The sequence below is a fragment of the Pseudomonas yamanorum genome (assembly GCF_900105735.1).
Taxonomy (GTDB): domain Bacteria; phylum Pseudomonadota; class Gammaproteobacteria; order Pseudomonadales; family Pseudomonadaceae; genus Aquipseudomonas; species Aquipseudomonas yamanorum.
Map to the genome: position 1 here is coordinate 2,324,500 of NZ_LT629793.1, position 26,506 is coordinate 2,351,005.

Consider the following 26,506-nt stretch of genomic DNA (forward strand, 5'->3'; position numbering starts at 1 on the left):
CGGACACCGATGTGCCGAGGCATGGGGATCTTCGAGGAAGGAAGGTGCAAGTAATGACAGCGCTACGCTATTGCAGCGTAGCGCTCTGTACCTAGCGCAATACGATCATCCGACCGAGCAGCGTGTGCTGTTCAAACCCCAAGACGGCCTGCAGCGCATTGAGCACCGCCTGGGGATCCTTGCTCGGGAAACTGCCACTGACACGCCGAGCGGCGAGGTCGTCATTGAGCAGAAGAATACGACCGGGATAATAGCGGCCGAGGTCTTGCACTACGTCGGCCAGGGGCGCCTTGTAGTAGTTGAGCCAACCGTCGCGCCAAGCCAGGCGCGACTCGCTGTCGACCGCGTGCAACTCATCGGCGACACCATCGGCGTAAGCCACTTGCTGGCCGGCCGTCAGAATCTGCTGCTGACCATACTTCGACGGCGTAACGCCAACCCGGCCGGACAACACCGTCACCTGCGCACCTGCCGGTTGCAGGCGCACCTCAAACTGCGTACCCAGCACCCGTGCTTCACCGCTACCAGCTTCGACCACGAAGGACTCGCCCGTGTGGGTCACACTGAAAAAGCCGGCGCCACGCCGAAGTTGGATATGGCGCTCACCATGGCTGAAATCCACCGCAATGGCGCTGTCGGCGTCCAGGGTGACCTGGCTTTGATCGGCCAGGGTCACGGTCTTCACCTCACCCGGCGCGGTGACGTAATCCGCGCCGAAATCATCGACCCAGCGCGACGGCTGCCAGCCGGCGCCCATCGAGATCATCAGCATCAGGCAGGCGGCCATGGCCAGGGCGCCAGACCAGCGCCGCACGCTGGAGCGTTTCGAGGTATTCATCGCGCTCAAGTAACCCTGCAACGCCAGGGCATCCTCATCCGCCAACGCTCTGGCCGGTACTTCACTCAATTCCCACAGCACCTGGGCCTGGGCGTAGGCCTCGACATGCGCCGGATCAGCCCGCAGCCAATGGCTGAACGTGGCCTGGTCGCCACTGCTGGGCTGGTCGTGCAACAAACTCAGCCAGGCCAGTGCGGCCTGTTCCTGGTCGGGCGTCGGGGTGACGCGGGCAGTGGCGTTCACGGGGCTTTCCTTGGCGATGGTTCACGAAGGCTGGCCTTGCAGGCTTCGAGGGCACGCATCATATGTTTTTCCACGGCACTTTGGGACAGGCCCATGGCCTTGGCGATCTCCGCGTACTTGCGGCCATGGATGCGGTTGAGCAGGAAAATCTGCCGGGTACGTTCCGGCAAGCTGCGCAGGGCCGCTTCGACATGGCGCAGATCATTGCCCGCCTCCAGCGCGGCCTGGGGCTCGGAGCCCTGGTTATCCTGCTGTTCCGGCAGCCAGCCTTCACTGCTGCGCACCCGGGCGCCTTCGCTGCGCAGGTGGTCGATAGCGATATTGCCGGCGCAGCGCAGCAGGTAAGTGCTGAGTTCCTCGACCTGTACCAGTGGCCGGCGCCAGAAGCGCAGGAACAAATCCTGCACCAGGTCTGCCGCCGTCGCACGGCAACCCACCCGGCGACTGACTAACGCTTCCATCTGCGAACGCTGGGACAGGAACACCTGCAGGAAATGCGCACGGCCGCCTGCCGCGTCTGCGTGCTGCTCTTGATGTTCGGGAGGCGTGGTGATCATCAACGGTGGACTCAAAGGGTCGCGAAGGCCGCAACCGGACTGGCCAGCAGGCCGACGCCCGCCAGGATCAAGGCCAGCCTTGGCCGATACGGCAACAGCAACACCAGCAGCAACCCGCTGAGCATCAGCACCGCGCACCACTCCACCAGGCCCTGGCTCCAACCCGTCGCGAGCACCACCGGCCAGATCGAGACGATCAACAGCAACCAGCCGCCCACGCGCAAACCCAGACGCCGACGGGGCGTGGGTTTACTGTGCAGCAGTTCGCCATGGTGCCGGTCCATGGACAGGCACAACGCGGTAAACCCTGCGTAACACAGCAGCAGCGCCAGGAGCATTCAGTTCACCTCGCCCTTGAGGGTCAACGGGCGGGCGCGTTCGGCCTTGGGCTGAGGGACACGGCGGTGCTGCATTTTCCACGCAGCCCAGGCGAGGAACACGCCGCTGCCCAGGCACGTCAGGTCGAAGCCGGCCATGGCCCAATCACCGTTGGCCAGGGACACCCCCAAATGCTGGGACGTGGTCAGCGCGTTGAGCACCGGTACGCCAATAAACAGCAGCGCGCCCACGCTCAGTTGCTCAACCCAGCCGCGACGCCCCTGGCGGACAATCGCATGCAGAACGCTCAAGCCCCAGGCAATAAAGAAGGCTTGTACTTCCCAGTCCGAGCGCCCGGCAAAGCTTGCCGGTAACAGGCGGTTGGCCCAGAAGAATGCAGCGATGGCAATCATCAAGCCGGACATACTGGCGATATTCAGCACTTCCACCAACCGCAGCTCAAAGGGCATCACACCGGTTTTGGCGTGCTTGAGCTGGCGCTTACCCAGCCACATCACCAGCCCGGTACCGATCATTGCGGTGCCCGCCAGGCCGCAGATGAAATACAGCCAGCGCAATACCGGGCCGGCGAAGTGGCCCATGTGCAAACCGTAGAAGCTGCCACTAATTGCCGCCGGCAGCGACTGCTCGCCGCTGACCCGCAGCAGCTCGCCGGTGGTGCCGTTGAATGAGACAGTGCTGCCAAAGTCGTGCACCACTCGATCCGACCCGGCGCGGAATACATTGACCGAGGCGTTCACATCGCTGGGATTATTCACCACCAGCCGTCCGACATGCCCACCGGCCCATTGCTCACGCGCCTGCTCGTACATCGGCCCCAGCGGCAACAGCTGCCCGGGTTGGCCAAGGGCTGGCGCGTTGTCGGTGGCCGGGAACACATCATTGAAGAACGCACGGGTGTCGTTGCCGTAAGAGGCGAGAATGCTCGCCGGCATCACCATGCTCATGAAAATCACCAGGCTGCTGTAGGTGATCATCAAGTGAAATGGCAACACCAGCACGCCCACGGCGTTGTGCCCGTCGAGCCAGGAGCGCTGGCCCTTGCGCGGGCGGAAGGTGAAGAAGTCCTTGAAGATTTTCTTGTGGGTGATGATCCCGGTGATCAGCGCCACGAACATCACCATCGCGGCGATGGTCGACAGCCAGCGGCCCCACGGATAGGGCATTTGCAGCTGGAAGTGGAAGCGATAGAAGAATTCGCCGCCCATGCTTTCCCGGGCCTGGATCTGCTCGCCGCTGACGGGATCGATGAGTTTTTCGATGAAATTGCCGCGTTTGCCCGGGTCGACCTTGTCTTGCCACATCACCGACAGGCCCGGCTCCCGGCTGCTTGGCAAGGTGATAAACCACCGCGCGGCATTGGGCGCCTGTTGTTGCAGATAGGTTTGGGCGGCGGCCAGGCTACGGGCGTTGTCGACGGGATGCGCCTGCACTTCGGGCTGCATCCAATGGGTAATTTCGTCCTTGAAATAGGACAAGGTGCCCGTCAGGAAAATCGCAAACAGCAGCCAGCCAAAGATCAGCCCGGCCCAGGTGTGCAACCAGGCCATGGCCTGACGGAAGCCCTCTTTCATGTGCGTGCCATCCAGTACGTCAACCCGGCGAACGCGGCCAGCATCGCGCTGGGCAGCAACACGCCGAACCAGGCACGCCAGGCAGTGCGGCAGGCAAAACACCAGATCACCGCCAGCAGATAGAACACAAACGAACTCAGCATGCCGCTGATCACTGCATCGGCGCGGCTGGTGGGCAACCAAAACGCCATGCACACGCTGACCAGTGACGCCAGCAAGTAACCGCCGACCACAGCCGCCAGTACCCGCGAAGTCACGGCAAGACGGTAGGAAACGGGAAGTGAGGTTTTGCGTTTCATGCACAAGGCGCCAGGTTCGTCAGGGCGCAATATTAATGATAAAGGTTCTCATAAGCAAAAGAGAACGCATCACTGGTAATTGCCGAACCCGCCTACGCGCCCTACAATGAGAACAATTCTTGTTCTCTAAAGCATGCCCATGCTGCCGGAGTGTGCGCGTTGCAGCCGTCCAACACTGTTGAAGTCCTGTACCACGACCATCACCACTGGCTCACCGGCTGGTTGCGACGCAAGCTCGGCTGCCCGGAAAGTGCCGCCGACCTGGCCCAGGACACCTTCATTCGCGTGCTCACCGCACGGGAAACCCCGACGCTGATCGAACCCCGCGCCTTCCTCACCACCATCGCCAAGCGTGTGCTGTTCAACCATTACCGCCGTCAGGACCTGGAGCGCGCCTACCTCGACGCCCTGGCGCAAATGCCCGAGTACACGGCACCGTCGGAAGAAGAGCGGGCAATCATCCTGCAAACCCTGATGGAGCTGGACCAGTTGCTGGATGGCTTGGCGCCCCTGGTTAAACGCGCGTTCCTGCTGGCCCAGCTCGACGGCCTGACCTACGCGCAAATCGGAGCGGAACTGGGGATCTCCATCGCCACGGTCAAGCGCCACCTGAATAAAGCAGCGATGCGCTGCTACTTCGCCCTATGAATTTCTCAACGCAAGTCGCCGAACAAGCGGTGCACTGGCTGTTGGAAATGCAGCAGGGCCCACTCAACCCGCGCAAACAGGCGGCCTGGCAACAATGGCTGGACGCCCACAGCGAACATCAGCGGGCCTGGGAGCAAATCCAGCGAGTGAACCAGCGGCTGCGCGGGATGCCGTCACCGTTGGCCCACGCCGCCTTGAATGCACCGAAATCCAACAGTCGCCGCCAGGCCCTGAAGTTGTTGCTGATACTCGGCGCCGGGTCGGCAGCGGCCTGGGGTTTGCGCCAGCAACATATCCTGCCGCCGTTGAGTGCCGACTACCGCAGCCCCATCGGCCAGCGGCGCACGTTCCAGCTGGCCGATGGCAGCCAGTTGCAGCTCAACACCGGCAGTGCGGTGGATGTGCATTTTGAGGGTCAGCAACGCTTGATCCGCCTGCTCGAAGGCGAAATCCAGCTGACCGCCAAAACCGGCAACAGCCCGCTGCGGATCGTCACCGCCCAGGGCCTGCTCAGCGCCCAGGCGGCACGGCTGAACGTGCGGCAGTTCAATGATCACACCCTATTGGCAGTGTTCGACGGGCACGTCGACGTCATGCCCAACACCTATAGCGGTTTGCCGCTCTCCGTCGACAAAGCCCATCAGGTCAATTTCACCCGCAAAGGCTGGGACACCGCACGCCCCACCGATGCCGGCAGCGGTGCCTGGGCCGATGGCATGCTGGTGGCGGCCCACATGCGCCTGGAAGATTTCCTCGCCGAACTGAGCCGTTATCGTCGCGGCCAGCTCAACTGCGACCCGCAAGTGGCCAACCTGCTGATTTCCGGCAGCTACCCGCTGGACGACAGCGAGCGAATCCTGGACCTGCTGCAAGTCAGCCTGCCGGTCAAGGTCCGTCGATTTACCCGCTACTGGGTCACCGTCGAAGCCCGTGCCTGAATTATTTTCAAAAACCGTGAGCCGTTTTCCGCACCTCGCGTGACAGAGAAGGAAAGCCACCTTGACCCTTCCTTCTCAGGACCGCACTTCATGCCCCAGCAACCGACTCGCCTGACGCCCCTCGCCCGCACCCTGCGCCACTTGTTGCTGGGGGCCAGCCTCAGTTTCAGCGCCGTGCCCTACGTAATGGCGGCCGATGCCAAGCCCTACCGCATCGCCCCTACGTCACTTGAAGCGGCGTTGAACCAATTTGGCCGTGAAGCCGGCGTGCTGATTTCATTTGGCTCCGATGTGACCGCCGGCGTGCAAAGCCACGGCCTGTCGGGCAACTACACCGCTGAAGAAGGCTTGAATGCGTTGCTCAAAGGCACCGGCCTGCAAGCCCGCGCCGAGGGCAACAATGCCTTCAGCCTGCAACCGGCGAATGCTCCGGCCACCCTCGAATTGGGCACCTCCAACGTGGTCGGCGACTGGCTGGGGGACGCGGCGCAAACCAACGTCTTCGAACACCCGGGGGCGCGGGACGTGATCCGTCGCGAAGAGTTCGAACGCCAGGGCGCCACCCAGGCCCGCGATGTGCTCAACCGCATTCCCGGGGTCAACGCTCCGGAAAATAACGGCACCGGCAGCCACGACATGGCGCTGAACTTCGGTATTCGCGGGCTCAACCCACGCCTGGCCTCGCGTTCCACAGTATTGATGGACGGCATACCGGTGCCGTTTGCACCGTATGGCCAGCCGCAGTTGTCGTTCGCGCCCATCAGCATGGGCAACATGGACGCGGTGGACGTGGTGCGCGGCGGCGGCGCGGTGCGTTATGGCCCGCAGAACGTCGGCGGCATCGTCAACTTCGTCACCCGCGCGATTCCCGACGCGCCAACGGTGAAAGGCGGCTTGCAGACCGAAACCAGCCCGTCTTCCAGCCACGATGGCTTCAAGACCACCGGCAACCTGCTGGCGGGCGGCACCGCGGACAACGGCCTGGGCGGCGCCATCCTGTATTCCGGCACCCGGGGCGGTGACTGGCGCGAAAACAGCGACACCCGCATCGACGACCTGATCCTCAAGGGCAAGTACCAACTGGACGACGCCAACAGCTTCAACGCCATGGCGCAGTACTACGAAGGTAAAGCCGATATGCCCGGCGGCTTGAGTACCGCGGCCTACAAAGCCGACCCGTATCAATCCACCCGCCCCTACGACCAGTTCTGGGGTCGCCGCACGATGTTCAACGCCGGTTACCGCTACCAGGAAGATCGCCGGGAATTCACCGTCAACAGCTTCTTCACCACCACGCTGCGCAGCGGTTACCTGGACCAGGGCAACTTCCTCTCCCTGTCGCCTCGCGAGTACTGGGTGCGCGGCCTGGAAACCCGTTTCGCCCAAGGCTTCGACCTCGGCCCCACCAGCCACGAAGTCGGCGTGGGCTACCGCTACATCAACGAAGCCGGCCACGAAATGCGCTACCGCACGCCAATTACCGCCAATCAGCAACTGCCCACCACCGACAGCCGCAACGACCGCGACACCCGGGGCAGCACCGAAGCCAATGCGTTCTTCGTCGATGACCGGATTGATATCGGCAAATGGACCATCACTCCGGGCATCCGCTACGAGATGATCGAGTCTCAGCAGACCAACAACCTCAGCAACGTCAAATACAAGGGTGACTACAACACCGCCCTGCCGGCGTTGAACGTGCTCTACCACCTGACCGATGACTGGAACCTCTACGCCAACACCGAAGGTTCATTCGGCAGCGTGCAATACAGCCAGATGCCCAACCGCGTGACCAGCGGCGAAGTGAAGCCGGAAAAAGCCCGCACCTGGGAGCTCGGCACCCGTTACGACAACGGCACCCTGCGGGCTGAAATCGGCGCGTTCCTGATCAACTTCGACAATCAGTACGACAGTAACCAGACCAACGACACGGTGATCGCCCGTGGCGAAACCCGTCACCAGGGCATCGAGTCCAGCATCAACTATGCCCTCGACGGCTTGAGCCCGGCCCTGGCGGGTTTTGATGTGTACGCCACTTACGCCTATGTCGACGCCACCATCCGCGAAGACGGCCCGAACAAAGGCAACCGCGTGCCCTTCTCCTCCAAGCACAAAGGCACCCTGGGCGTGGGTTACACCGAAGGTCGCTGGAAGTTGAATGTGGACAGCAGCTACCAGAGCAGCCAGTTCGCCGACAACGCCAACACGGAAGCGGAAAGCGCTGACGGCAGCACCGGACGCATTCCTGGCTACATGCTGTTCAGCAGCCGCGCGGCGTATGACTTTGGCCCGCAGCTGTCGGATTTGAACGTGGCGGTCGGTGTGAAAAACATCTTCAACAAGCAGTACTACACCCGCTCGTTTGACGATAACAACAAGGGCAAATACGTCGGCGAGCCGCGCACGCTGTATGTGCAGACGTCCATCGCGTTCTGATCAACTACCCGCCAGGCACGACGGTGTGCCGGCCACCAACGCGTCGATGGCGCACCGGGTCTTGGCCGGCATGTGCGTCGCCGTGGGCCAGATGACATGGATCGGCATCGGTTGCTCGCGGTGGTCCGGCAATACCGCCTGCAGTTGCCCACGCAGTACGTAGTGGGCGATCAGCCAGCTGGGCAACCAGGCCAGGCCGACCCCGGCGATGGCGGCATCGGCCACGGCCTGCAGGTCATCGAGGATCAACGGCGAGGCGACCCGCTCGCGGTGCGGGGCATTGCTGCGGTAGGCAATGCCCCGATGCCCGGCGAGGTCCGCGATGGATTCGATTCGACTGGTGCGCTGCAGGTAGGCGGGTGACGCCGCCAGGGCAATCGCCTGCTCCCCCAGGCGCCTTGCGCTCAAGCGGTCGGTGTCGGGCAATGCGCCGATGCGCACTGCCAGGTCGAAGCCTTCCTGAGCCAAGTCGATCAATCGATCGGAGAAGGAAATCTCGATCTCCAGTTGCGGAAAATGGTCCATCAGCCCCCACAACGCCGGCGCCGCATAGTGATGACCGAACGCCAAAGGCAAGCTGGCCCTTAACCGTCCGCGTGGCTGCTGACGGCCACTTTCCAGCACGGATTCGGCGGCTTCCAGTTCCGCCAGCGCACGCAGGCAATGCTCGTAATAGGCCTGCCCGTCCTCGGTTAGACGCTGGCGCCGGGTAGAGCGTTGCAACAAGGACGTGCCCAACCGCGCCTCGAGGCGCGCCAGGCCTTTGCCAACCGCCGAGCGCGTGAGGTTCAGCCGTTCGGCGGCCTCCGTCAGATTGCCGCTCTCGACGATCTGCAAAAACAGTTCAACACCATCAAAACGCGGAGTGGCCATGGTCGTTTGTCGCCCTAAATTCCCTTATTGCAGGAACAAGTATCGCTAATAAAGAATCAGATTCCCGTGAAAATGACATCTTCCCCCATCGAAAGGAAGAGGCCATGTCATCCGACGCCGTTGTATCCGCCATCAACCCGCCGCGTACCGCCAGAGACGGCCTGGCGCTCACCGCCGTGTGCCTGGTGGCGCTGATGTTCGGGCTGGAGATTTCCAGCGTGCCGGTCATCCTGCCCACCCTCGAACAGCAACTGGGCACCGGCTTCCAGGACGCCCAATGGATCATGAATGCCTACACCCTGGCCTGCACCAGCGTGCTGATGGCGGCGGGCACATTGGCCGATCGCTTTGGCCGGCGGCGCATGCTGGTGCTGTGCCTGTGGGTATTCGGGCTGGCTTCGCTGGCTTGTGGGCTGGCGAACGATGCGTCCACGCTGATCGCGGCGCGTTTTGTCCAGGGCGTGGGTGGCGGGGCGATGATGATCTGCCAGTTCGCGATCCTTTCGCACCAGTTCCGCGAGCCGGCGGCCCGGGCGCGAGCCTTTGCCATCTGGGGTGTGATTGCCGGTGTGGGCCTGGGCTTCGGGCCGATGGTGGGGGCGTTGATCCTGGCAGTCGCGGATTGGCGCTGGGTGTTCCTGGTGCATGTGCCGCTGACCTTGTTTACCCTGGTGTTGCTGCGCATCAGCGTGCAGGAGTCCCGCGACCCGGCGGCCCATCGCCTCGATATCGCCGGTATGGCCACCCTGACCCTGGCGGTGTTCGCCCTGGTTTACTTCATCACCCAGGGCACCGAGAGCGGCTTTGCCACCCCGGCGATGCTCGGTTGGGCCGGGTTGTCGGTGGCCAGCCTGCTGTTGTTCGTGGTTGTCGAGCGGCGCAGCCCACATCCGATGTTCGATTTCTCGGTGTTTCGCATCCCGCGCTTCAACGGCGCGCTGATGGGCTCGATCGGCATGAACTTCAGCTTCTGGCCCTTCATGATCTACCTGCCGCTGTATTTCCAGGCCGGCCTGGGCTACGACACGATGCTCACCGGGCTCGCCCTGCTCGCCTACACCCTGCCCACACTGGTGGTACCGCCACTCGCTGAACGCCTGGCCCTGCGCTACGGCGCCGAACGCATCATTCCGTTGGGCCTGGGCCTGATGGGCGTGGGGTTTGTCGCCATGGCCGCGATCAACCGTAGCGGCCAGCCCAATGTGGTATCGATCCTGATCGCCTGTGGGATTGCCGGCAGCGGCTTGGCGTTTACCAACTCGCCCACCACCAACACCACCACCGGCTCAGTTTCATCCGACCGCGCGGGGATGGCCTCGGGCATCGACTTCAGTGCACGGCTGATCACACTCGCACTCAACATCGCGCTGATGGGGTTGGTGTTGATACTCGGGATCGCTCACTACCTGGCGGGCGTATTGCCCGACACGGCGCAGTTGGCCACCCTCAGCCAGGACATCGCCGCCGGCAAGCTGGAGGTGTTGCCGCAGGGCTCGTTGATTGCCCAGGCCGCGCTACGCAACGGTGCCGGTTGGGCCATGTTGTACGCAGGCTTGGGCGCGTGCGCACTGTCGGCCTTGAGCGCCTGTTTTTTCCGGCGCAGCCCGCACTGACGCTTTAAACGAAAAACGGGCCTGCATCTGCAGGCCCGTTTTCAGTGGGGTTGAAAAAGTATCAGCTATCAGCCGTTAAGCGCAGCCTGTTCGTTTTCCAGGAATTCCTCTTCAAGCTCAGCCTCGTCGGCCTTGGTATTGGGCAGGCTTTGACCCGCGGCGCGTGGTTTGCCGCGCAGTTTGCCGTACAGATGCTCCAGGGCATGCTCCAGCTTGGTAGCGGCGCCATCGATCGCCTGTTCCAGCGTATCGGCTTTATGGAGGACCGAAATCGGTTGATGGCCTTTTGGCCGTGCTTCCAGTCGGCAACTCAGATCGTGTGGACCGGGCTTGTCACCGTTCTCGTCCCGCAGGTAAACCTCGACGCGGGTCAGATCTTCTTCATAACGTTCGAGCGTGCTCTCAATGGTGGTACGTACCCACTCCTCCAGTCGGATGCTGCTTTCAATATGGTTATCGCTATTGACTTGGATTTGCATAGTTTTCCCTTATTTCAGCTAGCTCGCGGAAGGCCATTCCTGCTTCACCGGATGGGTGAAAACCATGACCTCCTGATTACACAATTGAGCAGACCGAGGAACATTTCAACCCCTTTGCAAAGATAAATCCCACATTACAAATTAACTCTGACTACAACCAAAAACGCTGTTAGGGTGGGGAGTTGGTTACATCTTCTTACCGCCAACTTCCTTACAATTGCCCCTCTCCCAACGGGTGCAATCCGCGAAAAATCTCCGCTTCCTCCACCAGCCAGTCATGCACCGCCCGCACGCCCGGATGGCTCAGCGCGCCTGGTGCGTACAGCAGCACGTAACGTTTGTGATTGGGTACGGCGAGGCCGAACGGCACGATCAAGGTTCCGCGCTCCAGTTCGTCATTGAGCAAGGTTCGCCGGGCAATCGCCACGCCCATGCCGGCAATCGCCGCCTCGATGGTCAGATGGTTGCGGTTGAAGGTATGCCCACGCCGTACGTCGGCGGCGTCGTAGCCGATGGCATTCAGGTAGAACTCCCACTCCGCGTACTCATAACTCCCACGCCAGGCGGTAATGTCGTGCAGCAGCGGGAAATGCACCAGGTCGGCGGGGCCATGCAGCGGCGGTCGCCCACGCAACAGGCTCGGAGCGCACACCGGGAAGATCTGCTCGTCCAGCAAGGCTGTGGATAACAATCCAGGGTAGCTGCCATCGTTCAGGTCGATGGCCAGGTCAAAGTCGCCCTCATGCAAGGCAACGCTGCTGTCTTCGGCGACCATGCGCAGTTGGATGTCCGGGAACCGCTGCTGCAAACGCGGCAAGCGCGGGGTCAGCCATTTGCCGAGAAACGACGGGATCGAGCGCAAGCGCAAGGTGCCGCTGATCATCCCGGCATCCAGGCGCTGCAACTCGGCATCGATGCTGCCATAGGCCTCGCCCACGGTGATCGCCAACCGCTGGCCCTCTGCGCTCAGCTCAACCCCGCGTGCGCGCCGATGGAACAGGCGAAAGCCCAGCCGCTCCTCCAACTGGCGAATTTGCTGGCTGACCGCGCCCGGGGTGATGTGCAGTTCCTCGGCGCAGCGGGTGAACGACAAATGCCGAGCCGCGCAGGAAAAAACGTGCAACCAGACGTAAGTCTGGCCATGAAGCGGGCGAGCCATAGGGTTTAGTCCTGCTAAAGGGTGTCTTAGGATAATTCGTTGGTCAGTGCCGATCCAGAGGCCCAGTATCGCGCCAATTCCGCTTGTCCTACAAAAGATGGCAGCGATTCCTACTCCATTGCTTGTAAGGGTTTAGCATGGCTATCAGTGTTTTCGATCTATTCAAAGTGGGCATTGGTCCTTCCAGCTCCCATACCGTCGGCCCGATGCGGGCGGCGGCGACCTTCGTCCAGGGGCTAAACGACCAGCAATTGCTCGACGAAACCCGTCGGGTAGAAGTCCGTTTGTACGGCTCTCTGTCCGCTACCGGTGTCGGCCACGCCACCGACCGCGCCTGCGTGATGGGCCTGATGGGCGAATGGCCAGACAGCATCGACCCCACCAGCATCGGTCCACGCATTCAGCAACTGCGTGAGTCCGGCCAATTGCTGCTCGGCGGCCGCAAGCCGATTGCCTTCAACTGGCAACACGACCTCCTGCTGCTGGACGAAAGCCTGCCCTACCACCCCAACGCCATGTCCCTGCATGCCTACGGCGAAAACGGCCTGTTGAGCGAGCAGACGTACTACTCGGTGGGCGGCGGTTTCATCATCGAAGCGGCGGAAGCTGAATCCGGTATCGCGCCGACCAGCGAAGTGCAATTGCCTTACGACTTCTCCAGCGCCGTCGAACTGCTGGCCTTGTGCAACAAGCACTGCCTGCGGGTTTCCGAACTGATGATGGCCAACGAACGGGCCTGGCGCAGTGACGCCGAGATCCGCAGCGGCCTGCTGCATATCTGGTCGGTGATGCGCGAATGCGTTGAGCAAGGCCTGCGCCACGAAGGCATCTTGCCCGGCGGTCTGGATGTGCCACGGCGCGCGGCGAAATTGCACCGCAGCCTGTTGGAAATCGGCAAGCCCAACGTCATCACGTCGACTTTGTCGGCGATGGAATGGGTCAACCTGTTCGCCCTCGCCGTCAACGAAGAAAACGCTGCTGGCGGGCGCATGGTGACGGCACCGACCAATGGCGCGGCGGGGATTATCCCGGCGGTGCTGCACTACTACATGAAGTTCAACCCGGACGCGTCCGACGATGACGTGGTGAATTTCTTCCTCGCCGCGGCCGCCGTCGGCATCCTCTGCAAGAAAAACGCCTCGATCTCCGGCGCCGAAGTCGGTTGCCAGGGCGAAGTCGGCTCGGCCTGCGCCATGGCCGCCGCTGGCCTGGCCGACATACTCGGCGCGTCTCCGGAACAACTGGAAAACGCCGCCGAAATAGGCCTGGAGCATAACCTGGGCCTGACCTGCGACCCGGTTGGCGGACTGGTCCAGGTGCCGTGCATCGAGCGCAACGCCATCGCGGCGGTCAAGGCGATCAACGCCACTCAGATGGCCCTGCGCGGCGATGGCAAGCACTTCATCTCTCTGGACCGGGTGATCCGCACCATGCGCGACACCGGCGCCGACATGCACGACAAATACAAAGAAACTTCACGGGGCGGCCTGGCGGTCAGCTGGGTGGAGTGCTGATCGGAGCACTCCTGCCGCCCCAACGTGAGCCCGCGCAAAAATAATAACGAGGCAATAACGATGACCGATGTACGTACACCTGCTGCCGAAAATCCCGCTGTAGACCTGACGCAGACCACCGTTACACAAGGCTGGAACAAACACGACACCACCTGGATGCTCGGCCTCTACGGCACCGCCATCGGTGCCGGCACCCTGTTCCTGCCGATCAACGCCGGCGTGGGCGGCTTCTGGCCGTTGATCGTGCTGGCGCTGCTGGCCTTCCCGATGACCTTCTTCGCTCACCGTGGGCTGACGCGCTTTGTGTTGTCGGGCAAATCCGGCGACATCACCGACGTGGTGGAAGAACACTTCGGCATCGGCGCCGGCAAGCTGATCACCTTGCTGTACTTCTTCGCGATCTTCCCGATTTTGCTGGTGTACAGCGTGGCGCTGACCAACACCCTGACCAGCTTTATGGAACACCAACTGCACATGGCGCCGCCGCCCCGGGCGATCCTGTCGCTGGTGCTGATCCTCGGCCTGATGGCCATCGTGCGATGCGGCCAAGGCGTTATCGTCAAAGCCATGAGCGTGCTGGTGTACCCGTTCGTCGCCGCCCTGTTGCTGTTGGCGGTGAGCCTGATCCCCAACTGGAACGGCGCCTTCTTCGCCTCCGCCAGCGAAGGCATGCCGCTGCCCACGTTCTTCAAGACCTTGTGGCTGGCCATCCCGGTGATGGTGTTTTCCTTCAACCACTCGCCGATCATTTCCGCCTTTGCCGTCGACCAGAAACGCGTGTACGGCCCGCAAGCCGAGCGCAAAAGCAGCGGCATCCTGGCCATGGCCCACAGCATGATGGTGCTGACGGTGATGTTCTTCTGCTTCAGCTGCGTGCTGGCCCTGTCGCCGGCTGACCTGGCCGCCGCCAAGGCGCAGAACATCTCGATCCTGTCGTACCTGGCGAACCACTTCCAGACCCCGGTCATCGCCTACGCCGCACCGCTGATCGCACTGGTGGCGATCACCAAATCCTTCCTGGGCCACTACATCGGCGCCAGCGAAGGCTTCCAGGGCCTGATCGTCAAATCCCTGCGCGGGCGCAACCGCAGCATGTCGGCCAAGTGGCTGGAGCGCTGCACCGCGCTGTTCATGGTGCTCACCTGCTGGGCCGTGGCCACCTTCAACCCGAGCATCCTCGGCATGATCGAAACCATGGGCGGGCCGATCATCGCTTGCCTGTTGTTCCTGATGCCGATGTACGCCATCCGCCGGGTGCCATCCTTGCGCCAGTACTCGGGCCAGGCGTCCAACGTGTTTGTGGTGTTGATCGGCTTGATTGCGCTGTCTGCGATCGTTTTTTCGGTCATGCCCTGAAACGGATCACCGCGCGCAAAAACACCGCCAATCCAATGTGGGAGCGGGCTTGCTCGCGAAAGCGGTCCTTCAGCCGAGTATTCATTGGCTGACACACCGCATTCGCGAGCAAGCCCGCTCCCACAAGGGTCATTCGATGGCAGGCAGATTGCTGTACGGCACGCCCTTTGCTGTACAGCTACTGAGGAAAACGGACCTTGTGAAAACCTCAGCGAGCGAATGGCCGGTGGTCAGGAAACGCGAACTAATCCCGACACCGGTCGTCAATGACTGCATGTTCTTATCAGGCGGTAACGCACCATGGACAACCCTTTTCAGATCATCACCGACACCTTCGCCCCGAAATACCGGGTCAATTTAAGCATCCAGCGGCTGGACGGCAGCATCATGCTGACCCTGTCCGATGAAGACGGCGTCGTGGCCAAACGCATGATCAGCGCCGAACAACGCAACGACCCGCAGCGCCTGAAACGGCTGGTGCAGAGCGTGCAATTCGGGATTGCGATTGAGCAGGGGCACAGCGCCATTGAGATATTAGCGGTGATGACCGACGGGGATAGCCACAAAGTGTTGCAGCGGCCGCCGGTCAACCGGCCGCCACTGAGTGCCGTGCTTTAAAGCTCGCCTTTCTCTGTTTCAAGGCTCGCTTGCCCTTTGCGGCGCGGGCCTTCGACCTTCACCGACGGAAATGCCGACGAGGCATACCGCACCACCAGAATCGCGAACGCCAACAGCAGGATCCCACCGCACAGGTAGATGATGCCGAGGTCGGGCGGGTTGTGGTGGGAGACGTTGGAAATCAGCAGGCGCGTCAGCGCAGTGATCGCCACGTAGATCAGGAAGCGCACGGGCATGTGGTTGGTCTTGAAATAAATCCCGACCATCGCCCCCAATTCCAGATAGATGAACAGCAGCAAGATGTCATCGATCTTGATATGCCCCGTTTCCAGCATCCCCAGAAACTCCATCACCGCTGCATAGGCAGTCACCGCACCAATGGCAAACAACGCCAGGTAGTGGAAGGTCTCGACGAACAGATTTCCCAAGGACTCGGCCAGTTGGTGCACGGTCTTGCGCAGGTTTTCAGCCCAGTTGATTTTCACGATGATGCTTCCTTAGGTCGGCTCGACCGGATAATGCGGGTTGGACGTGACGGTTTCTCTGCATGCAGAAAAAAGGCCAGGGAACAGGAAGTGAGATGGTGGCGGGGTGATATGAGGCACGTGTGAAGGGCGAGGAGAACAAAAAACACTCCTCATCCCAACCATCAACTGCTCAAGGGTATTGCTGTCGCGCGTGTAAAACCGCCAGTACCCGAACAGAGTCGGTGACTTGGTAAACCACCAGGTAATTGGGATGCACGACCATTTCTCGTGTGCCGCCAACACGGCCTGTTCGGTAAAGATGAGGTCTGCGGGAGAGGGCCAATACTGAGGCTTCTATTGCTCGGTTCAGCTCAAGAGCGGCATTGGGATTACGATCGCTGATGTAATCAAGAATTTTCCAGAGTTGCGCCCGCGCAGCGGGTGCCCATTCAATCAGCATCGCCTTTCTTGCGTTTAGATTCGATCAGCGCCTGCATTTCGGCCATCACCTGATCGTGAGGGATGCCGGGACTAGGGTCATCCAAAGCGGCTTGCACCTTGGCACGAAACCAGCGGTCGTAGCTGGCAGCTTGCTCCTCGGTTTCGGTCAGGGGAGCTCGAGGAAAAAAGGAAGTACTCATAGGGGCCTCCGTTGTCGATGAGAAAGGAGTCTAGTCGTTAGACTTTTCACTGTCGTGGGTCAAGCGATGAAGTGAGTAACAGAAAAAGTCGCCGTTTGGACTCAACAACTGAAAAGAACAGGCCTCGTACGAGCGTACTTAGCCTGCCTCCTCCGCTTATTTGGAATACCGGATCAGGTTGGCGCGACCTGATCGAGCGCTTGATCGACCATTAAACCACTCATTTCCAGCAGTTGATGGATCGCCAGAAGCAAACTTCGCTGTGGGCCCTCAAGCTCAAAAGCCAGGCTACAGGCCATTTCACGGGCACTGTTCAAGGTTTCGCTGGCGTTGGCGAGTAACGTTTCCGTGTCGGCATTGGGCGTAACGCTGAAAAGAATCGAGGAGGGTTCGGGAGGTGGTTCAGGTGTTTCAGGGCGCAGATAGTGATCAATGGCGCGGTTGGCTGCGGCTTGAAGACGGGTGTCAGTGTGTGAATCGTAAGGGGGACTTGGGGTAATCTTTTTCATGGTGAATATCTTCTTAATGGAAGGGAAACCACCACCGTCTGCCGCCAAGCAGATTGGGTGACGGATTACACAAGGTTGGCGGACCGGTAAGAAGAAACCCAGCACCCCGAAGGGTCCTTGCGCAACCCGCCATAACATAGGAGTGCGAACGTTGAACGTCTGCATCTTATCGGGGAGCCGTTGAGCCATCTTAATACCGAGCCGCCAAGCCCGTTCGCTGCATTTGCAGCGCCCGAGGAAGGTAAGCGAACGGACGAAACCGGCGCAACCCCGGCAAGTTGTCAGAAATTTCTCTTGCTGCAAACCCCCGGATTCCAACTACATTAAAAAGCCACTACCCAAAGCCCATGGATTGGCTTATGCTTTTAGCTGTATATAAATACAGTAGTCGCGAGAACGCTTGGCGACACCCGAACCAAGGGCAACTCCCTTCAATACTGCACCGATGACGAGGCCGAAAAATGGCTGTTGAAACCCTGTATCGCAGTACCCGTGACCTGGAGACTACATTCGTGGATCGCAAACTTGCCGACGCACACGACCAGATGCTTGAACTGGCAGAGTCCCTGATGGAAGTGCTGTTGAAAAACGTCGAAGGCTTGAGCGAGAAGCAGGCTGAAGATGCCGGTATTTTCATGGCCAAGAACCGCGCGGCGTTTGCGGCGGCGTTCAAGAACAATGCGAGTGCATTGGCGGAGATTGGGCAGCCAGCGGCTGAGTGATGCATTGCCAGTAGTGGCGAAAGGGCTTGCTGTGGCCGAGGGCGCTTGCTTGTGGCGAGGGAGCTTGCTCCCTCGCCACAAGGGTTATGTGCAGGCTGGTAAAGCGTGTTTTATGCCTGCCACAAGGTCTTGCCGAAGAACGTCAGCGTCCGATCCCACGCTAATTGCGACCAGGCGGCATCATATTGCGTATCCGCAATTCGGCCATCACCAATCGCAGTCTCGTTGGCAAATGCATGGCGCGCCAGGTAGCGATGGAAAGTCGCATCCACACCCGCCGCGTGCAGTTTTGACTCCAGCTCCGCCACGGTGTCGATGTTGAAGAAGGCATCCTGTGTGCCCCAATGCCCGATCAGCGGCGCCTTGATCTTCGAAGCATCCAGGTATTCCAGCGGCGGGAAGCCGTACCACACCACGCCCGCCGCCAATTCCGGAATCGCGTTCAACGCCAGCAACGTCAACGCCCCGCCCATGCAGTAACCGGTCACGCCGACTTTTTTCGAATCCGCCTGCAAGTACTGCACGGCGCCCTTGATGTCCTGGGAAACCGCGTCACCAAAGTCCAGCCCATCCATCAGGTGATGAGCCTCTTCCTCTTCCACCGTCGACGCGCCGCGATAAAGGTCCGGCACCAACACGCGGTAACCGCATTCGGCCAGTCGATTGGCCACACCCTTGATCTGATCGTTGACGCCCCACCATTCCTGGATCACTACGATTGCCGGCGCGCCTTCGAGTACCGCCGGGCTGGCCAGGTAGCCGTTGACGTCCGCGCCATCCGGGCGTTTGAAGGTAATCATGCGCCCGCTGGAGCGCCCTGCTGTTTGTTTGGACATGCCAACCTCGTTCTGATGGGTTTGAAAAAGTAAGCCTGCAACAGAGATATCTGTATTTACCCGTGAACGCCACTGCGGGTGTATCAGAGTGTGTATGGATGCCCCTGAGATACACACGTACCGGCAATGGCGGCAGCGCGACACACAACAGATACACACCGGCGCTTAAGTGATGAAGCCTGTTCAACATTCAATCACTCAGGGCCCGGAAAATAAAATGAATAACCTCCCTTCTGTTGACCGTCTCACCGTCACCTCCTACACCAATGGGCTGCTCGGCCCCAGCCAGAAAATGCTCGGCCCGCTGGCCGACGGTGGCACCTTGATCACCGGCACCCCGCCCGGCTGCTGGGGCCCGATGATTACGCCGGCCTTTGAGGGTGGCCATGAGGTGACCCAGCCGGTGTTTATCGCCGGGGCCGAGATCGGCGACGCGGTGGCGCTGAAGATCAAGCGCATGCGGGTCACGTCTCTGGCCACGTCCTCGGGGGTCATGAGTTTCGTGGAGGGGCGTTACCACGGCGACCCGTTCGTCGCGAAGTTCTGCTCCAACTGCGGGCAAGAGCATCCCGCCAGCCACGTCGAGGGCATTGGAGAAGAAGCCATCCGCTGCGATGCCTGCGGGGCTGAAGTCAGTGCGTTTCGCTTCAGTAATGGCTACGTGATCGTCCTGGATGCCGAGCATCAGGTGAGTCTGACGGTCAACCAGGCCGTGGCGGATCGCCTGGCCGGCAAAGCCTCGGACATGTCGGCGCTGCCCGAACTGTCTGCCCAGCATTCGATCCTGTCCCTGGCCCGCGCCGACATCCCCGGCCTGGCCGCGCATATGCGCCCGTTCCTGGGCAACATCGGCACTACGCCTTCGCGAGATCTGCCGGATTCCCACAACTGCGGCGACTTCGGTCAGTACCTGGTGGAGGCGCCCCATCGCTACGGCATGACCCATGATGAACTGCACACCGCGAAAACCGATGGCCACATGGACACCAATTCCGTGCGCGAAGGCTGCATCCTGATCTGCCCGGTGAAGGTCCCCGGCGCCGGGGTGTACATGGGCGATATGCACGCCCAGCAAGGCAATGGCGAAATTGCCGGGCATGCCACCGATGTGTCGGGGGAAACTGAACTGACGGTGCAGGTGATCAAGGGCCTGAGCCTGGACGGGCCGATCCTGCTGCAAAACCTCGATGACCTCCCACCCATGGCACGCCCGATGACCGCGGAGCAACGCCTGCGGGTGAAGGCGTTGGGTGAGCGCTGGGGACAGGTGGAGATCGAGGAGAACGCGCCCATCACCTTTATCGGAAGTGGGACCAATCTGAACGTCGCGACGGACAACGGACTGGAACGCGCAGCCGCCGTGACCGGGCTGCCGATCGACGAAGTGCGCAACCGCGCGACCATCAACGGTTCCATCGAAATCAGCCGCCTGCCGGGAACCGTGCGGGTCACGATCCTGTGCCCGATGCACATCCTTGATCGTATGGGCGTGGGCCAACTGGCCCGGGAGAAATATCAGCTTTGACCCGCCTCAGCGGTACAGCAAGCGCTCCGCCAGCTCATCCGCCACCCGCGCGGGTGAGCGTTTTTCAGCCTGGGCATGGGCGAAGATTTCGGTCAGGCGCGTGCCGATGTTCGACAGGTGCGCGGTGATGGTTTCCAGCTCTGCGCCGCCGTGCTTGAGGGCCACGTAGATCAGGCCGCCGGAATTGATCACGTAGTCCGGCGCGTAAAGAATCCCACGGCCTTCCAGTTGATCGGCCACTTGCAGGTTGGTCAGCTGCGCACTCGCGGACCCAGCCACCGCCGCGCACCGCAACTGGGCGACCGTATAGCGGTTGAACACCGCGCCCACACCGCAGGGCGCGAGGATGTCGCACGGGGTGCTGAGCAAGGCTTCATTGGCAATCGGGTGCGCGCCCAGCTGTTCCATGGCCAGTTGCACCTTGCCGTGGTCGATGTCGCTCACCAGCAATTCAGCCCCGGCCGCGTGCAGTTGCTCGGCCAGGGCATAACCGACGTTGCCCAGGCCCTGGATCGCCACGCGTAGACCTTCCAGGTTATCGCTGCCCAGGCGGGCCATGGCGGTGGTGCGAATGCCGGCGAACACCCCCATCGCCGCATGGGGCGACGGATCGCCGGCCGCCGTGGTGCTGGTGACATAGCGAGTCTGCTGGGCGATGCAATCCATGTCGGCCACCGAGGTGCCGCTGTCGATGGCGGTGATGTAGCGACCATCGAGTTGCTCGATGCAGCGGCCGAAGGCTTCAAACAGCGCGGCGCGGCTTTCCACATGGGCGGGGCGGATGATCACCGCGTTGCCGCCACCCACCGGCAAACCGGCCAGCGCGGCCTTGTAGCTCATACCCTGGGCCAGGCGCGCGGCATCCGCCACGGCACTTTCATCGTCGGGGTAAGAGAGGTAGCGGCAGCCTCCAAGGGCAGGGCCCAGACGGCTGTTGTGGATGGCAATGACCGCCTTTAACCCGGTGGCAGGGTCGACACTCAGGTGCAGCGATTCAAGGCGTGTGCTGTGCATGAGCGCAAACATCGTCGGGCTCCCGAATCACTTCTTGTAGGCGCCAAGTATAGGACTGCCTGCGAAAGCCTGCTGAAGCGCGCAGGAATAAGGCCGCCGGTTTTAAAGGGTTTGCGACATAAACAGGTAGGAGGCTTCTAAAGGCACTGGACGAAAGTTCACAGCAAGGCTAAAACGAGGCATCCGCCGGAGAACCCAATGAAGCCCCGCGACGCTTTTTTTGCCTGCCTGGAACGATCACCGCCCGCGCTGTTTGAAGCCGCGCTGTGGATGGCGGCCGAGCACGACCCCGCGGTGGACCCCGTGGCCATCCTGCAGGACTTCAAGGTGTTGCAGCAGTTGGTCAGCCTCAGCCTGCCGATGCTGCCGGCGGATGAACTCGGGCAACCCTTGCTGCGGCGCATGAATGACCTGGGGTTCGCCCAGGATGACCACACCCCGCTGCGCCCCGCCGCCGCGCTGCTGGACAAGGTATTGAAGCGCAAACGCGGGCAGCCGCTGGCATTGGGGCTGATTGCCCTGGAGCTGGCGCGGCGCCTGGACATCCCCTTGGTCGGCGTCAACTTTCCGGGGCATTTCCTGTTGCGGGTGCCGGGGGCCGATCACCTGCTCGACCCCTGTGGCGGCCGACGTCTGTACCCCAACGATTGTCGCGACCTGCTGACTCGCCAGTACGGCCCCAATCTCAAGTTGCAGGCCGACCACCTGCACACGGCCGAGCCGCGTTCGATCCTGCAGCGTCTGTCACGCAATCTGCGCCAGTTGCACCTGTCCAATGACGACCACCTGGCCGCTCTGGTGGACGCCGAACGCGTGCTGGAGCTGCGCAACGCCAGCGCCGCCGACTACCTGGCCCGGGCCAGTTTGTATCAGCGTCTGGATTGCCCGAACGCCGAGCGTTTTGACCTGGAACACGCGTTGATGCTCAGCGAAGACCCGATCCAGCGCCTGCGCCTGACCGAGCGCCTGGGGCATTTGCCGCCCAACTCTGTGGTGCATTGACCCGCTTGGCGTAAGCTGTACCGCCCCATGGATGAGGTTGTCATGCCCCTGCGCTCCCCCGCCGAACGTTACCTCGAAGATTTTCACCAACGCCAGCCCGGCACCACCAGCGCGGCATTCGCCGAACTGAAGGCGGTGAAATACAGCTCATCCTATGCCGCATTGACTGCACATGTGCCCACCGCACAAAGCCCGTTGAACGTGCTGGACCTGGCCTGCGGCGACGGTTATCTGCTCAAGCTGCTGGCTGACCGCCAGCAACCCGGCTTGCAACTGACCGGTGTCGACATGAGCCAGGCGGAGCTGGACGCCGCCCGCTTGCGTCTCCCATCTGATGTAACGCTGCTCAAGGAGCGCGCCCAGGCATTGAGTATGGCCACGGGCAGCGTCGACGTGCTGCTGTCGCACATGGCAATCATGCTGATGGATGATCTTGAACAGGTACTGCAAGAAGTACAGCGGATATTGCGCAGCGGCGGCACGTTGGCGGTGCTGATCGGCAGGACGTTTCTACTCGGCCCTGTTGGCGACGCATTCCTGGACGCGTTTCGCCCAATCTCCAAGGAGGACAGGCTGCCCCACTTGCCCATGGGCGACCCGCGCACCCGCAATGAAGCCGGCTGGGGAACCTTGCTGGCAGAGCATTTCACTGATATCCACTTCGAAGACATCGACGTCCACTGGCAGCCTCAGCCAGCCGCACTGTGGACGTCATTGAAAGAAACCTACGATATCGACCGGCTGACAATCCCTGCCAAGGCCCGCCTGAAAGAACGCTTCCTGGCCGCCATCACCCACCTTCGGCAGAGTGATGGCAGCGTGTCCACCGGCTGGGGATTACGCGTGATCAGCGCCCGGCGCCAATAACGCATCAGGGCCTTGTGGTGCTGCGCCCTTGGGCGAACGCACTTGGATAATCAACAACGCCGCAATCACCGCGGGAATCGCGCAGAAGAAGAAAATCTGCTGCACCGGAATGTGCATCGCCAGCAACAGGCTGCCGAACAACGGCCCCAGGATCGAACCGAACCGCCCGACGCCCAACGCCCAGCCAGTACCGGTCGCCCGTACGTGAGCCGGGTAGAAGTTACTGGCGAACGCGTTCAGGGTCAGTTGACCGCCGATGATGCAGAAGCCCGCCGCAAACACGCAGGCCACCAGATAACGCGGGTTGTCGTGGTTCAGCCCCAGCAGAATGGTGCACACCGCAGCCGCTGCCAGCACGCCGGACAGCAGGCGGACTTTGCTTTTCAACCGATCGGCAAACCAGGCCATGCCGATGGCGCCTAGTGTCCCGGCGAACAGGAACATCGAGGTCACCAGATTGGCTTCGTTCAGGCCCAAACCGCTTTCCAGCAACAGCGAAGGCAACCAGCTGATCATGAAATACAGCAGGATCAGGCTGACAAAAAACGTCGCCCACAGCAGTAATGTCGGGCGCGCGTAGCCATGGCGGAACAGCTCCACCACTGTCAGTTTGCTGCCTTGCTCCTGGCGGTTTTCTGCCTCGCTCGCCGCCGGCGGTTGCCAGCCTGGCAGCATCCGCGCGGTGACTTTTTGCAGGCGCGCGTAAGGCGGTGCGTCACGCAGCAAGCGCGGCAGCGATTCAGGGAGCATCCAGGCGAGAAACGGAAACAACAGCAACGGCGTCACACCACCGGCGAGGAACACCGCCTGCCAGCCGAAACTGTCGATAAACCCGGCCGCGACAAAACCACCGGCCGCACCACCGAAAGAGAAGCCACAGGCCGCCAGCGTCACCATCAATGTTCGCAGGCGGGGTGGTGAGTATTCCGACATGAGGGCCATGGCACTGGGCATCGCGCCGCCCATACCAATGCCGCAGATAAAACGGGCGGCCATCAAGGTATTGAGGGAGTTGGCGAACACCATCAGCACCGTGAGGCTGGCGTAGATCAACACACAGCACAGCAGGATGCGCCGCACCCCGAAGCGATCCGCCAGCGGCGTGACGGCCAGGGAACCCAGGGTCAGCCCCAACAGGTTGGCGCTGAACACCGGGCCGAACGCGGCTTTTTCCAGGCCCCAGTCCTTGGCCAGCGCCGGGACCACGTAGCCCAGGACCTGGGCGTCGTAGCCGTCGGTGACCAGCAACAGCGCCAGCAACAGGAGAATCAACCACTGATAGCGCGACACCGGACGGGCGTCGAGTGCCGCACGAAAGCTGGCAATCTGATTGTGCATCGCAAGGGACCTGTATTGTTTTTATATATTTTGGACACGCTGAAGATCACATGTGGGAGCGGGCTTGCTCGCGAAAGCGGTATGCCAGTCAATACATCTGCTGACTGATACACCGTATTCGCGAGCAAGCCCGCTCCCACATTTGGCCGGTGTGAGCCTGGAGATTTATGGGGTATCCGGTTGGTTGGCGGGATGAGCCGCCATGAACGCCGGATGCTGCGCCGCCAATCCCGCCACCCGCTGAATGCGCGGATACGCCGCCAACGACACCTTGAACCGCTCCGCCGCATACAACTGTGGAATCAAGAACGTATCCGCCATCCCCGGCTGGTCGCCAAAGCAATAACCCTGATCACCAATCAACTGCTCAACCGCCGCCAGACCCTGGCTGATCCAGTGCCCGATCCACTCCAACACTTGCGCCTCATCGTGTCCCCACTGCTTGAGCAGATTCTGGGTACTGGAGTTGTGCAGCGGATGAATGTCGCAGCCGATGATCGACGCCACCGCGCGCTCATGGGCGCGGGTCGCCAAATCCCTGGAGAGCAACGGCACCTGTGGATAACGTTCCTCCAGGTATTCGATGATCGCCGGCGACTGAATCAACACATCACCATCATCCGTGCGCAAGGCCGGTACACGACCTTGCGGGTTGATCGCCAGGTACTCCGGCTGATGGTTGGCGCCGCCCTTGGGCACCAGCAGGTTGACCGGCACGGCGGTGAAATCCAGGCCCTTGAGGGCCAGCGCGATCCGCACCCGGTAGGACGAAGTGGAGCGGTAGTAGGTATAGAGTTCCATGGCCCTGCCCTCTTAGCGCGCCGCGACCACGGTACCCCGGCATTCGCCGAAGCCGATGGAGGCAAACCCGTCGCGGGTGCAGCGGGCACGCAGGATGATTTCGTCGCCGTCTTCGAGGAATTTACGCACTTCGCCGGAGGCCAGTTCGATCGGCTTTTTACCGCCTTCGGTGATTTCCAGCAGGCTGCCGAACTGACCGGCTTCCGGCCCCGACAAGGTGCCCGAACCGAACAGGTCGCCGGCCTGCAACTGGCAGCCGTTGACGCTGTGGTGCGCAACCATCTGCGCGACGGTCCAGTACATGTGTTGGGTGTTGCTCAAGGTCAAGCGATGGGCCGGCAGGTTCTGCTCACGCATCGAGGCGGTGGTCAGCAGTACTTCCAGTTCGATATCAAAACCACCAGCGGCCTGGTCGCGCTTGTCCAGAAGGTACGGCAGGGGTTGCGGGTCGCCTTGAGGGCGCGCCGGTTGTGCCTTGCGGAATGGTTCCAGGGCTTCAGCCGTCACCACCCATGGCGAAATGCTGGTGATAAAACTCTTCGACAGGAACGGGCCCAGCGGCTGGTATTCCCAAGCCTGGATATCCCGCGCCGACCAGTCGTTGAGCAGGCAGAAACCGGCGATGTGATCAGCGGCGTCACCAATGGCAATCGAGTCGCCCATGGCATTGCCCTGGCCGATCCAGATGCCCAGCTCCAGCTCGTAGTCCAGGCGTGCGCAAGGGCCGAAGGTCGGCTCGGTTTGACCGGCTGGCAGCGTCTGGCCTTTAGGGCGGCGCACGTCGGTGCCCGATGGGCGAATGGTCGACGCACGGCCGTGATAACCGATCGGCACATATTTGTAGTTGGGCAGCAGCGGGTTATCGGGACGGAACAGTTTGCCGACGTTTTGTGCGTGCTCGATGCCGACGTAGAAGTCGGTGTAATCATTGATTTTGGCCGGCAGGTGCATCTGGCAATCAGCAGCCGGGTGCAGCGCTGATTGCAGTTTGCCTTGCAGGTCGCTGCCTTCCGCCAGCAGCTCCAGCAGGCGTTCACGCAGGGCCACACGCGGGCCGCGACCCAGCTCGAAAAACGCGTTCAGTTGGCCGCCAGCGGTGGCTTCAACGGCACGGCGGGCTTCGCCGTCAAAAAACTCCAACGCGGCCTGCAGATCGAAAACATGGTCGCCAATCGCCACGCCACTGCGCGGCGCAGCGCCGTCAACGCTGAACACACCCAATGGCAGGTTTTGCAGCGGGAAATCCCGGTGACCGTTGGCGGAAGCCACCCAACTGCGGGTGAGATTAGGCTGAGTCATG

Annotated in this window: 28 protein-coding genes; 11 read left to right on the forward strand and 17 right to left on the reverse strand. The window is 61.5% G+C overall.

The annotated features are described in order from the left end of the window. Positions 1-91: 91 nt before the first annotated feature. Genes BLU46_RS11155 through BLU46_RS11175 form a run of 5 tightly spaced genes read right to left on the reverse strand, consistent with a single transcriptional unit; the run spans position 92 to position 3,850 of the window. Complete coding sequence (locus tag BLU46_RS11155; RefSeq protein ID WP_063033061.1) at positions 92-1,081, reverse strand: FecR family protein; 990 nt, start codon at positions 1,079-1,081, stop codon at positions 92-94. Continuing rightward, the gene (locus BLU46_RS11160) at positions 1,078-1,641 is read right to left on the reverse strand and encodes an RNA polymerase sigma factor (protein WP_063033062.1); all 564 of its coding nucleotides are present in this window, start codon (positions 1,639-1,641) and stop codon (positions 1,078-1,080) included. The genes BLU46_RS11155 and BLU46_RS11160 overlap by 4 nt, the downstream gene beginning before the upstream one ends. Positions 1,642-1,649: 8 nt before the next feature. Beyond that, positions 1,650-1,976 carry a DUF3325 domain-containing protein gene (locus tag BLU46_RS11165; protein WP_093201588.1) on the reverse strand — a complete coding sequence of 109 codons (327 nt, stop codon included), beginning with the start codon at positions 1,974-1,976 and terminating at the stop codon, positions 1,650-1,652. Next, positions 1,977-3,551, reverse strand: a complete 1,575-nt coding sequence (locus tag BLU46_RS11170) for a PepSY-associated TM helix domain-containing protein (protein ID WP_093201592.1) — start codon at positions 3,549-3,551, stop codon at positions 1,977-1,979. Further along, on the reverse strand, positions 3,548-3,850 hold the full coding sequence (locus BLU46_RS11175) for a DUF3649 domain-containing protein (RefSeq protein WP_093201596.1): 303 nt from the start codon (positions 3,848-3,850) through the stop codon (positions 3,548-3,550). The genes BLU46_RS11170 and BLU46_RS11175 overlap by 4 nt, the downstream gene beginning before the upstream one ends. 159 nt (positions 3,851-4,009) lie before the next feature. Here BLU46_RS11175 and BLU46_RS11180 point away from each other — a divergent pair, with 159 nt between their 5' ends. The 3 genes from BLU46_RS11180 to fecA all read left to right on the forward strand — a co-directional run bounded on the left by BLU46_RS11180 (position 4,010) and on the right by fecA (position 7,872). Continuing rightward, on the forward strand, positions 4,010-4,498 hold the full coding sequence (locus BLU46_RS11180; protein WP_063033066.1) for a sigma-70 family RNA polymerase sigma factor: 489 nt from the start codon (positions 4,010-4,012) through the stop codon (positions 4,496-4,498). After that, positions 4,495-5,436 carry a FecR domain-containing protein gene (locus BLU46_RS11185; protein WP_093201600.1) on the forward strand — a complete coding sequence of 314 codons (942 nt, stop codon included), beginning with the start codon at positions 4,495-4,497 and terminating at the stop codon, positions 5,434-5,436. Before BLU46_RS11180 ends, BLU46_RS11185 begins: the two co-directional genes overlap by 4 nt. Positions 5,437-5,526: 90 nt before the next feature. Continuing rightward, the gene (gene fecA / locus BLU46_RS11190) at positions 5,527-7,872 is read left to right on the forward strand and encodes a TonB-dependent Fe(3+) dicitrate receptor FecA (RefSeq protein ID WP_063033068.1); all 2,346 of its coding nucleotides are present in this window, start codon (positions 5,527-5,529) and stop codon (positions 7,870-7,872) included. On the opposite strand, the gene BLU46_RS11195 is transcribed toward fecA, so the two are convergent. Then, positions 7,873-8,745, reverse strand: coding sequence for a LysR family transcriptional regulator (locus BLU46_RS11195; RefSeq protein WP_093201605.1), 873 nt, complete (start codon positions 8,743-8,745; stop codon positions 7,873-7,875). It abuts the gene before it with no gap. A gap of 104 nt (positions 8,746-8,849) precedes the next feature. Here BLU46_RS11195 and BLU46_RS11200 point away from each other — a divergent pair, with 104 nt between their 5' ends. Further along, positions 8,850-10,358 carry an MFS transporter gene (locus BLU46_RS11200; RefSeq protein WP_093201608.1) on the forward strand — a complete coding sequence of 503 codons (1,509 nt, stop codon included), beginning with the start codon at positions 8,850-8,852 and terminating at the stop codon, positions 10,356-10,358. Positions 10,359-10,426: 68 nt separating this feature from the next. Here the strand turns inward: BLU46_RS11200 and BLU46_RS11205 are convergent, their stop codons facing one another. Together BLU46_RS11205 and BLU46_RS11210 are read right to left on the reverse strand one after the other, a co-directional pair. Beyond that, positions 10,427-10,837, reverse strand: coding sequence for an HPF/RaiA family ribosome-associated protein (locus BLU46_RS11205; protein WP_010176952.1), 411 nt, complete (start codon positions 10,835-10,837; stop codon positions 10,427-10,429). A 211-nt stretch (positions 10,838-11,048) separates the two neighbouring features. Next, positions 11,049-11,996 carry a LysR substrate-binding domain-containing protein gene (locus BLU46_RS11210; protein WP_003212775.1) on the reverse strand — a complete coding sequence of 316 codons (948 nt, stop codon included), beginning with the start codon at positions 11,994-11,996 and terminating at the stop codon, positions 11,049-11,051. Positions 11,997-12,133: 137 nt separating this feature from the next. On the opposite strand from BLU46_RS11210, the gene BLU46_RS11215 reads away from it, so the two are divergent. From BLU46_RS11215 to BLU46_RS11230, 3 genes are all read left to right on the forward strand, one after another. After that, on the forward strand, positions 12,134-13,510 hold the full coding sequence (locus tag BLU46_RS11215; RefSeq protein ID WP_093201612.1) for an L-serine ammonia-lyase: 1,377 nt from the start codon (positions 12,134-12,136) through the stop codon (positions 13,508-13,510). Between the two features lie 60 nt (positions 13,511-13,570). Next, positions 13,571-14,866 carry a serine/threonine transporter gene (locus BLU46_RS11220; protein ID WP_093201615.1) on the forward strand — a complete coding sequence of 432 codons (1,296 nt, stop codon included), beginning with the start codon at positions 13,571-13,573 and terminating at the stop codon, positions 14,864-14,866. Between the two features lie 300 nt (positions 14,867-15,166). Next, positions 15,167-15,484 (forward strand): DUF3509 domain-containing protein, encoded by a 318-nt coding sequence (locus BLU46_RS11230; protein WP_093201619.1) that lies wholly within the window; start codon positions 15,167-15,169, stop codon positions 15,482-15,484. Here the strand turns inward: BLU46_RS11230 and BLU46_RS11235 are convergent. The 4 genes from BLU46_RS11235 to BLU46_RS11250 form a co-directional block, all read right to left on the reverse strand. Beyond that, positions 15,481-15,969 carry a phosphate-starvation-inducible protein PsiE gene (locus BLU46_RS11235; RefSeq protein ID WP_063033074.1) on the reverse strand — a complete coding sequence of 163 codons (489 nt, stop codon included), beginning with the start codon at positions 15,967-15,969 and terminating at the stop codon, positions 15,481-15,483. The genes BLU46_RS11230 and BLU46_RS11235 overlap by 4 nt on opposite strands. Before the next feature lie 172 nt (positions 15,970-16,141). Further along, entirely contained in the window at positions 16,142-16,411 is a 270-nt protein-coding gene (locus BLU46_RS11240) for a type II toxin-antitoxin system RelE/ParE family toxin (RefSeq protein ID WP_010176957.1), read from the reverse strand. Then, a complete protein-coding gene (gene relB, locus BLU46_RS11245; RefSeq protein ID WP_093201623.1) occupies positions 16,401-16,592 on the reverse strand; it encodes a type II toxin-antitoxin system RelB family antitoxin in 192 nt (63 codons plus the stop codon). The genes BLU46_RS11240 and relB overlap by 11 nt, the downstream gene beginning before the upstream one ends. A 173-nt stretch (positions 16,593-16,765) precedes the next feature. After that, positions 16,766-17,101 (reverse strand): DUF6124 family protein, encoded by a 336-nt coding sequence (locus BLU46_RS11250; protein ID WP_093210147.1) that lies wholly within the window; start codon positions 17,099-17,101, stop codon positions 16,766-16,768. Between the two features lie 461 nt (positions 17,102-17,562). On the opposite strand from BLU46_RS11250, the gene BLU46_RS11255 reads away from it, so the two are divergent. Continuing rightward, on the forward strand, positions 17,563-17,823 hold the full coding sequence (locus BLU46_RS11255) for a YebG family protein (RefSeq protein WP_003212789.1): 261 nt from the start codon (positions 17,563-17,565) through the stop codon (positions 17,821-17,823). Positions 17,824-17,933: 110 nt separating this feature from the next. Here the strand turns inward: BLU46_RS11255 and BLU46_RS11260 are convergent, their stop codons facing one another. Then, positions 17,934-18,659: a dienelactone hydrolase family protein gene (locus tag BLU46_RS11260; protein WP_063033076.1), complete on the reverse strand. Its 726-nt coding sequence runs from the start codon at positions 18,657-18,659 to the stop codon at positions 17,934-17,936. A 217-nt stretch (positions 18,660-18,876) separates the two neighbouring features. Between BLU46_RS11260 and BLU46_RS11265 the strand changes: the two genes are divergently transcribed. Continuing rightward, positions 18,877-20,184, forward strand: a complete 1,308-nt coding sequence (locus BLU46_RS11265; RefSeq protein ID WP_093201626.1) for an acetamidase/formamidase family protein — start codon at positions 18,877-18,879, stop codon at positions 20,182-20,184. 6 nt (positions 20,185-20,190) lie between these two features. Here the strand turns inward: BLU46_RS11265 and BLU46_RS11270 are convergent, their stop codons facing one another. Continuing rightward, positions 20,191-21,210, reverse strand: a complete 1,020-nt coding sequence (locus BLU46_RS11270; protein WP_010176963.1) for a Leu/Phe/Val dehydrogenase — start codon at positions 21,208-21,210, stop codon at positions 20,191-20,193. A gap of 186 nt (positions 21,211-21,396) precedes the next feature. Here BLU46_RS11270 and BLU46_RS11275 point away from each other — a divergent pair, with 186 nt between their 5' ends. Then, a complete protein-coding gene (locus BLU46_RS11275; protein WP_093201631.1) occupies positions 21,397-22,200 on the forward strand; it encodes a SirB1 family protein in 804 nt (267 codons plus the stop codon). Between the two features lie 42 nt (positions 22,201-22,242). After that, positions 22,243-23,067 carry a class I SAM-dependent methyltransferase gene (locus tag BLU46_RS11280; protein WP_093201635.1) on the forward strand — a complete coding sequence of 275 codons (825 nt, stop codon included), beginning with the start codon at positions 22,243-22,245 and terminating at the stop codon, positions 23,065-23,067. On the opposite strand, the gene BLU46_RS11285 is transcribed toward BLU46_RS11280, so the two are convergent. The 3 genes from BLU46_RS11285 to fahA all read right to left on the reverse strand — a co-directional run bounded on the left by BLU46_RS11285 (position 23,038) and on the right by fahA (position 26,505). Continuing rightward, complete coding sequence (locus BLU46_RS11285) at positions 23,038-24,405, reverse strand: MFS transporter (protein WP_093201640.1); 1,368 nt, start codon at positions 24,403-24,405, stop codon at positions 23,038-23,040. The genes BLU46_RS11280 and BLU46_RS11285 overlap by 30 nt on opposite strands. A gap of 165 nt (positions 24,406-24,570) precedes the next feature. Further along, positions 24,571-25,206, reverse strand: coding sequence for a maleylacetoacetate isomerase (gene maiA / locus BLU46_RS11290; protein ID WP_093201643.1), 636 nt, complete (start codon positions 25,204-25,206; stop codon positions 24,571-24,573). A gap of 12 nt (positions 25,207-25,218) precedes the next feature. Continuing rightward, on the reverse strand, positions 25,219-26,505 hold the full coding sequence (gene fahA, locus BLU46_RS11295; RefSeq protein WP_093201647.1) for a fumarylacetoacetase: 1,287 nt from the start codon (positions 26,503-26,505) through the stop codon (positions 25,219-25,221). Position 26,506: the final 1 nt, after the last annotated feature.

Excerpts from the sequence above, each read along its gene's own strand:
- BLU46_RS11165 (WP_093201588.1), bottom strand. The coding sequence starts at position 1,976 with ATGCTCCTGGCGCTGCTGCTGTGTTACGCAGGGTTTACCGCGTTGTGC.
- BLU46_RS11170 (WP_093201592.1), bottom strand. The coding sequence starts at position 3,551 with ATGAAAGAGGGCTTCCGTCAGGCCATGGCCTGGTTGCACACCTGGGCC.
- BLU46_RS11175 (WP_093201596.1), bottom strand. The coding sequence starts at position 3,850 with ATGAAACGCAAAACCTCACTTCCCGTTTCCTACCGTCTTGCCGTGACT.
- BLU46_RS11185 (WP_093201600.1), top strand. The coding sequence starts at position 4,495 with ATGAATTTCTCAACGCAAGTCGCCGAACAAGCGGTGCACTGGCTGTTG.
- fecA (WP_063033068.1), top strand. The coding sequence starts at position 5,527 with ATGCCCCAGCAACCGACTCGCCTGACGCCCCTCGCCCGCACCCTGCGC.
- BLU46_RS11195 (WP_093201605.1), bottom strand. The coding sequence starts at position 8,745 with ATGGCCACTCCGCGTTTTGATGGTGTTGAACTGTTTTTGCAGATCGTC.
- BLU46_RS11200 (WP_093201608.1), top strand. The coding sequence starts at position 8,850 with ATGTCATCCGACGCCGTTGTATCCGCCATCAACCCGCCGCGTACCGCC.
- BLU46_RS11205 (WP_010176952.1), bottom strand. The coding sequence starts at position 10,837 with ATGCAAATCCAAGTCAATAGCGATAACCATATTGAAAGCAGCATCCGA.
- BLU46_RS11210 (WP_003212775.1), bottom strand. The coding sequence starts at position 11,996 with ATGGCTCGCCCGCTTCATGGCCAGACTTACGTCTGGTTGCACGTTTTT.
- BLU46_RS11215 (WP_093201612.1), top strand. The coding sequence starts at position 12,134 with ATGGCTATCAGTGTTTTCGATCTATTCAAAGTGGGCATTGGTCCTTCC.
- BLU46_RS11220 (WP_093201615.1), top strand. The coding sequence starts at position 13,571 with ATGACCGATGTACGTACACCTGCTGCCGAAAATCCCGCTGTAGACCTG.
- BLU46_RS11230 (WP_093201619.1), top strand. The coding sequence starts at position 15,167 with ATGGACAACCCTTTTCAGATCATCACCGACACCTTCGCCCCGAAATAC.
- BLU46_RS11240 (WP_010176957.1), bottom strand. The coding sequence starts at position 16,411 with ATGCTGATTGAATGGGCACCCGCTGCGCGGGCGCAACTCTGGAAAATT.
- relB (WP_093201623.1), bottom strand. The coding sequence starts at position 16,592 with ATGAGTACTTCCTTTTTTCCTCGAGCTCCCCTGACCGAAACCGAGGAG.
- BLU46_RS11250 (WP_093210147.1), bottom strand. The coding sequence starts at position 17,101 with ATGAAAAAGATTACCCCAAGTCCCCCTTACGATTCACACACTGACACC.
- BLU46_RS11255 (WP_003212789.1), top strand. The coding sequence starts at position 17,563 with ATGGCTGTTGAAACCCTGTATCGCAGTACCCGTGACCTGGAGACTACA.
- BLU46_RS11260 (WP_063033076.1), bottom strand. The coding sequence starts at position 18,659 with ATGTCCAAACAAACAGCAGGGCGCTCCAGCGGGCGCATGATTACCTTC.
- BLU46_RS11265 (WP_093201626.1), top strand. The coding sequence starts at position 18,877 with ATGAATAACCTCCCTTCTGTTGACCGTCTCACCGTCACCTCCTACACC.
- BLU46_RS11270 (WP_010176963.1), bottom strand. The coding sequence starts at position 21,210 with ATGTTTGCGCTCATGCACAGCACACGCCTTGAATCGCTGCACCTGAGT.
- BLU46_RS11275 (WP_093201631.1), top strand. The coding sequence starts at position 21,397 with ATGAAGCCCCGCGACGCTTTTTTTGCCTGCCTGGAACGATCACCGCCC.
- BLU46_RS11280 (WP_093201635.1), top strand. The coding sequence starts at position 22,243 with ATGCCCCTGCGCTCCCCCGCCGAACGTTACCTCGAAGATTTTCACCAA.
- BLU46_RS11285 (WP_093201640.1), bottom strand. The coding sequence starts at position 24,405 with ATGCACAATCAGATTGCCAGCTTTCGTGCGGCACTCGACGCCCGTCCG.
- maiA (WP_093201643.1), bottom strand. The coding sequence starts at position 25,206 with ATGGAACTCTATACCTACTACCGCTCCACTTCGTCCTACCGGGTGCGG.
- fahA (WP_093201647.1), bottom strand. The coding sequence starts at position 26,505 with ATGACTCAGCCTAATCTCACCCGCAGTTGGGTGGCTTCCGCCAACGGT.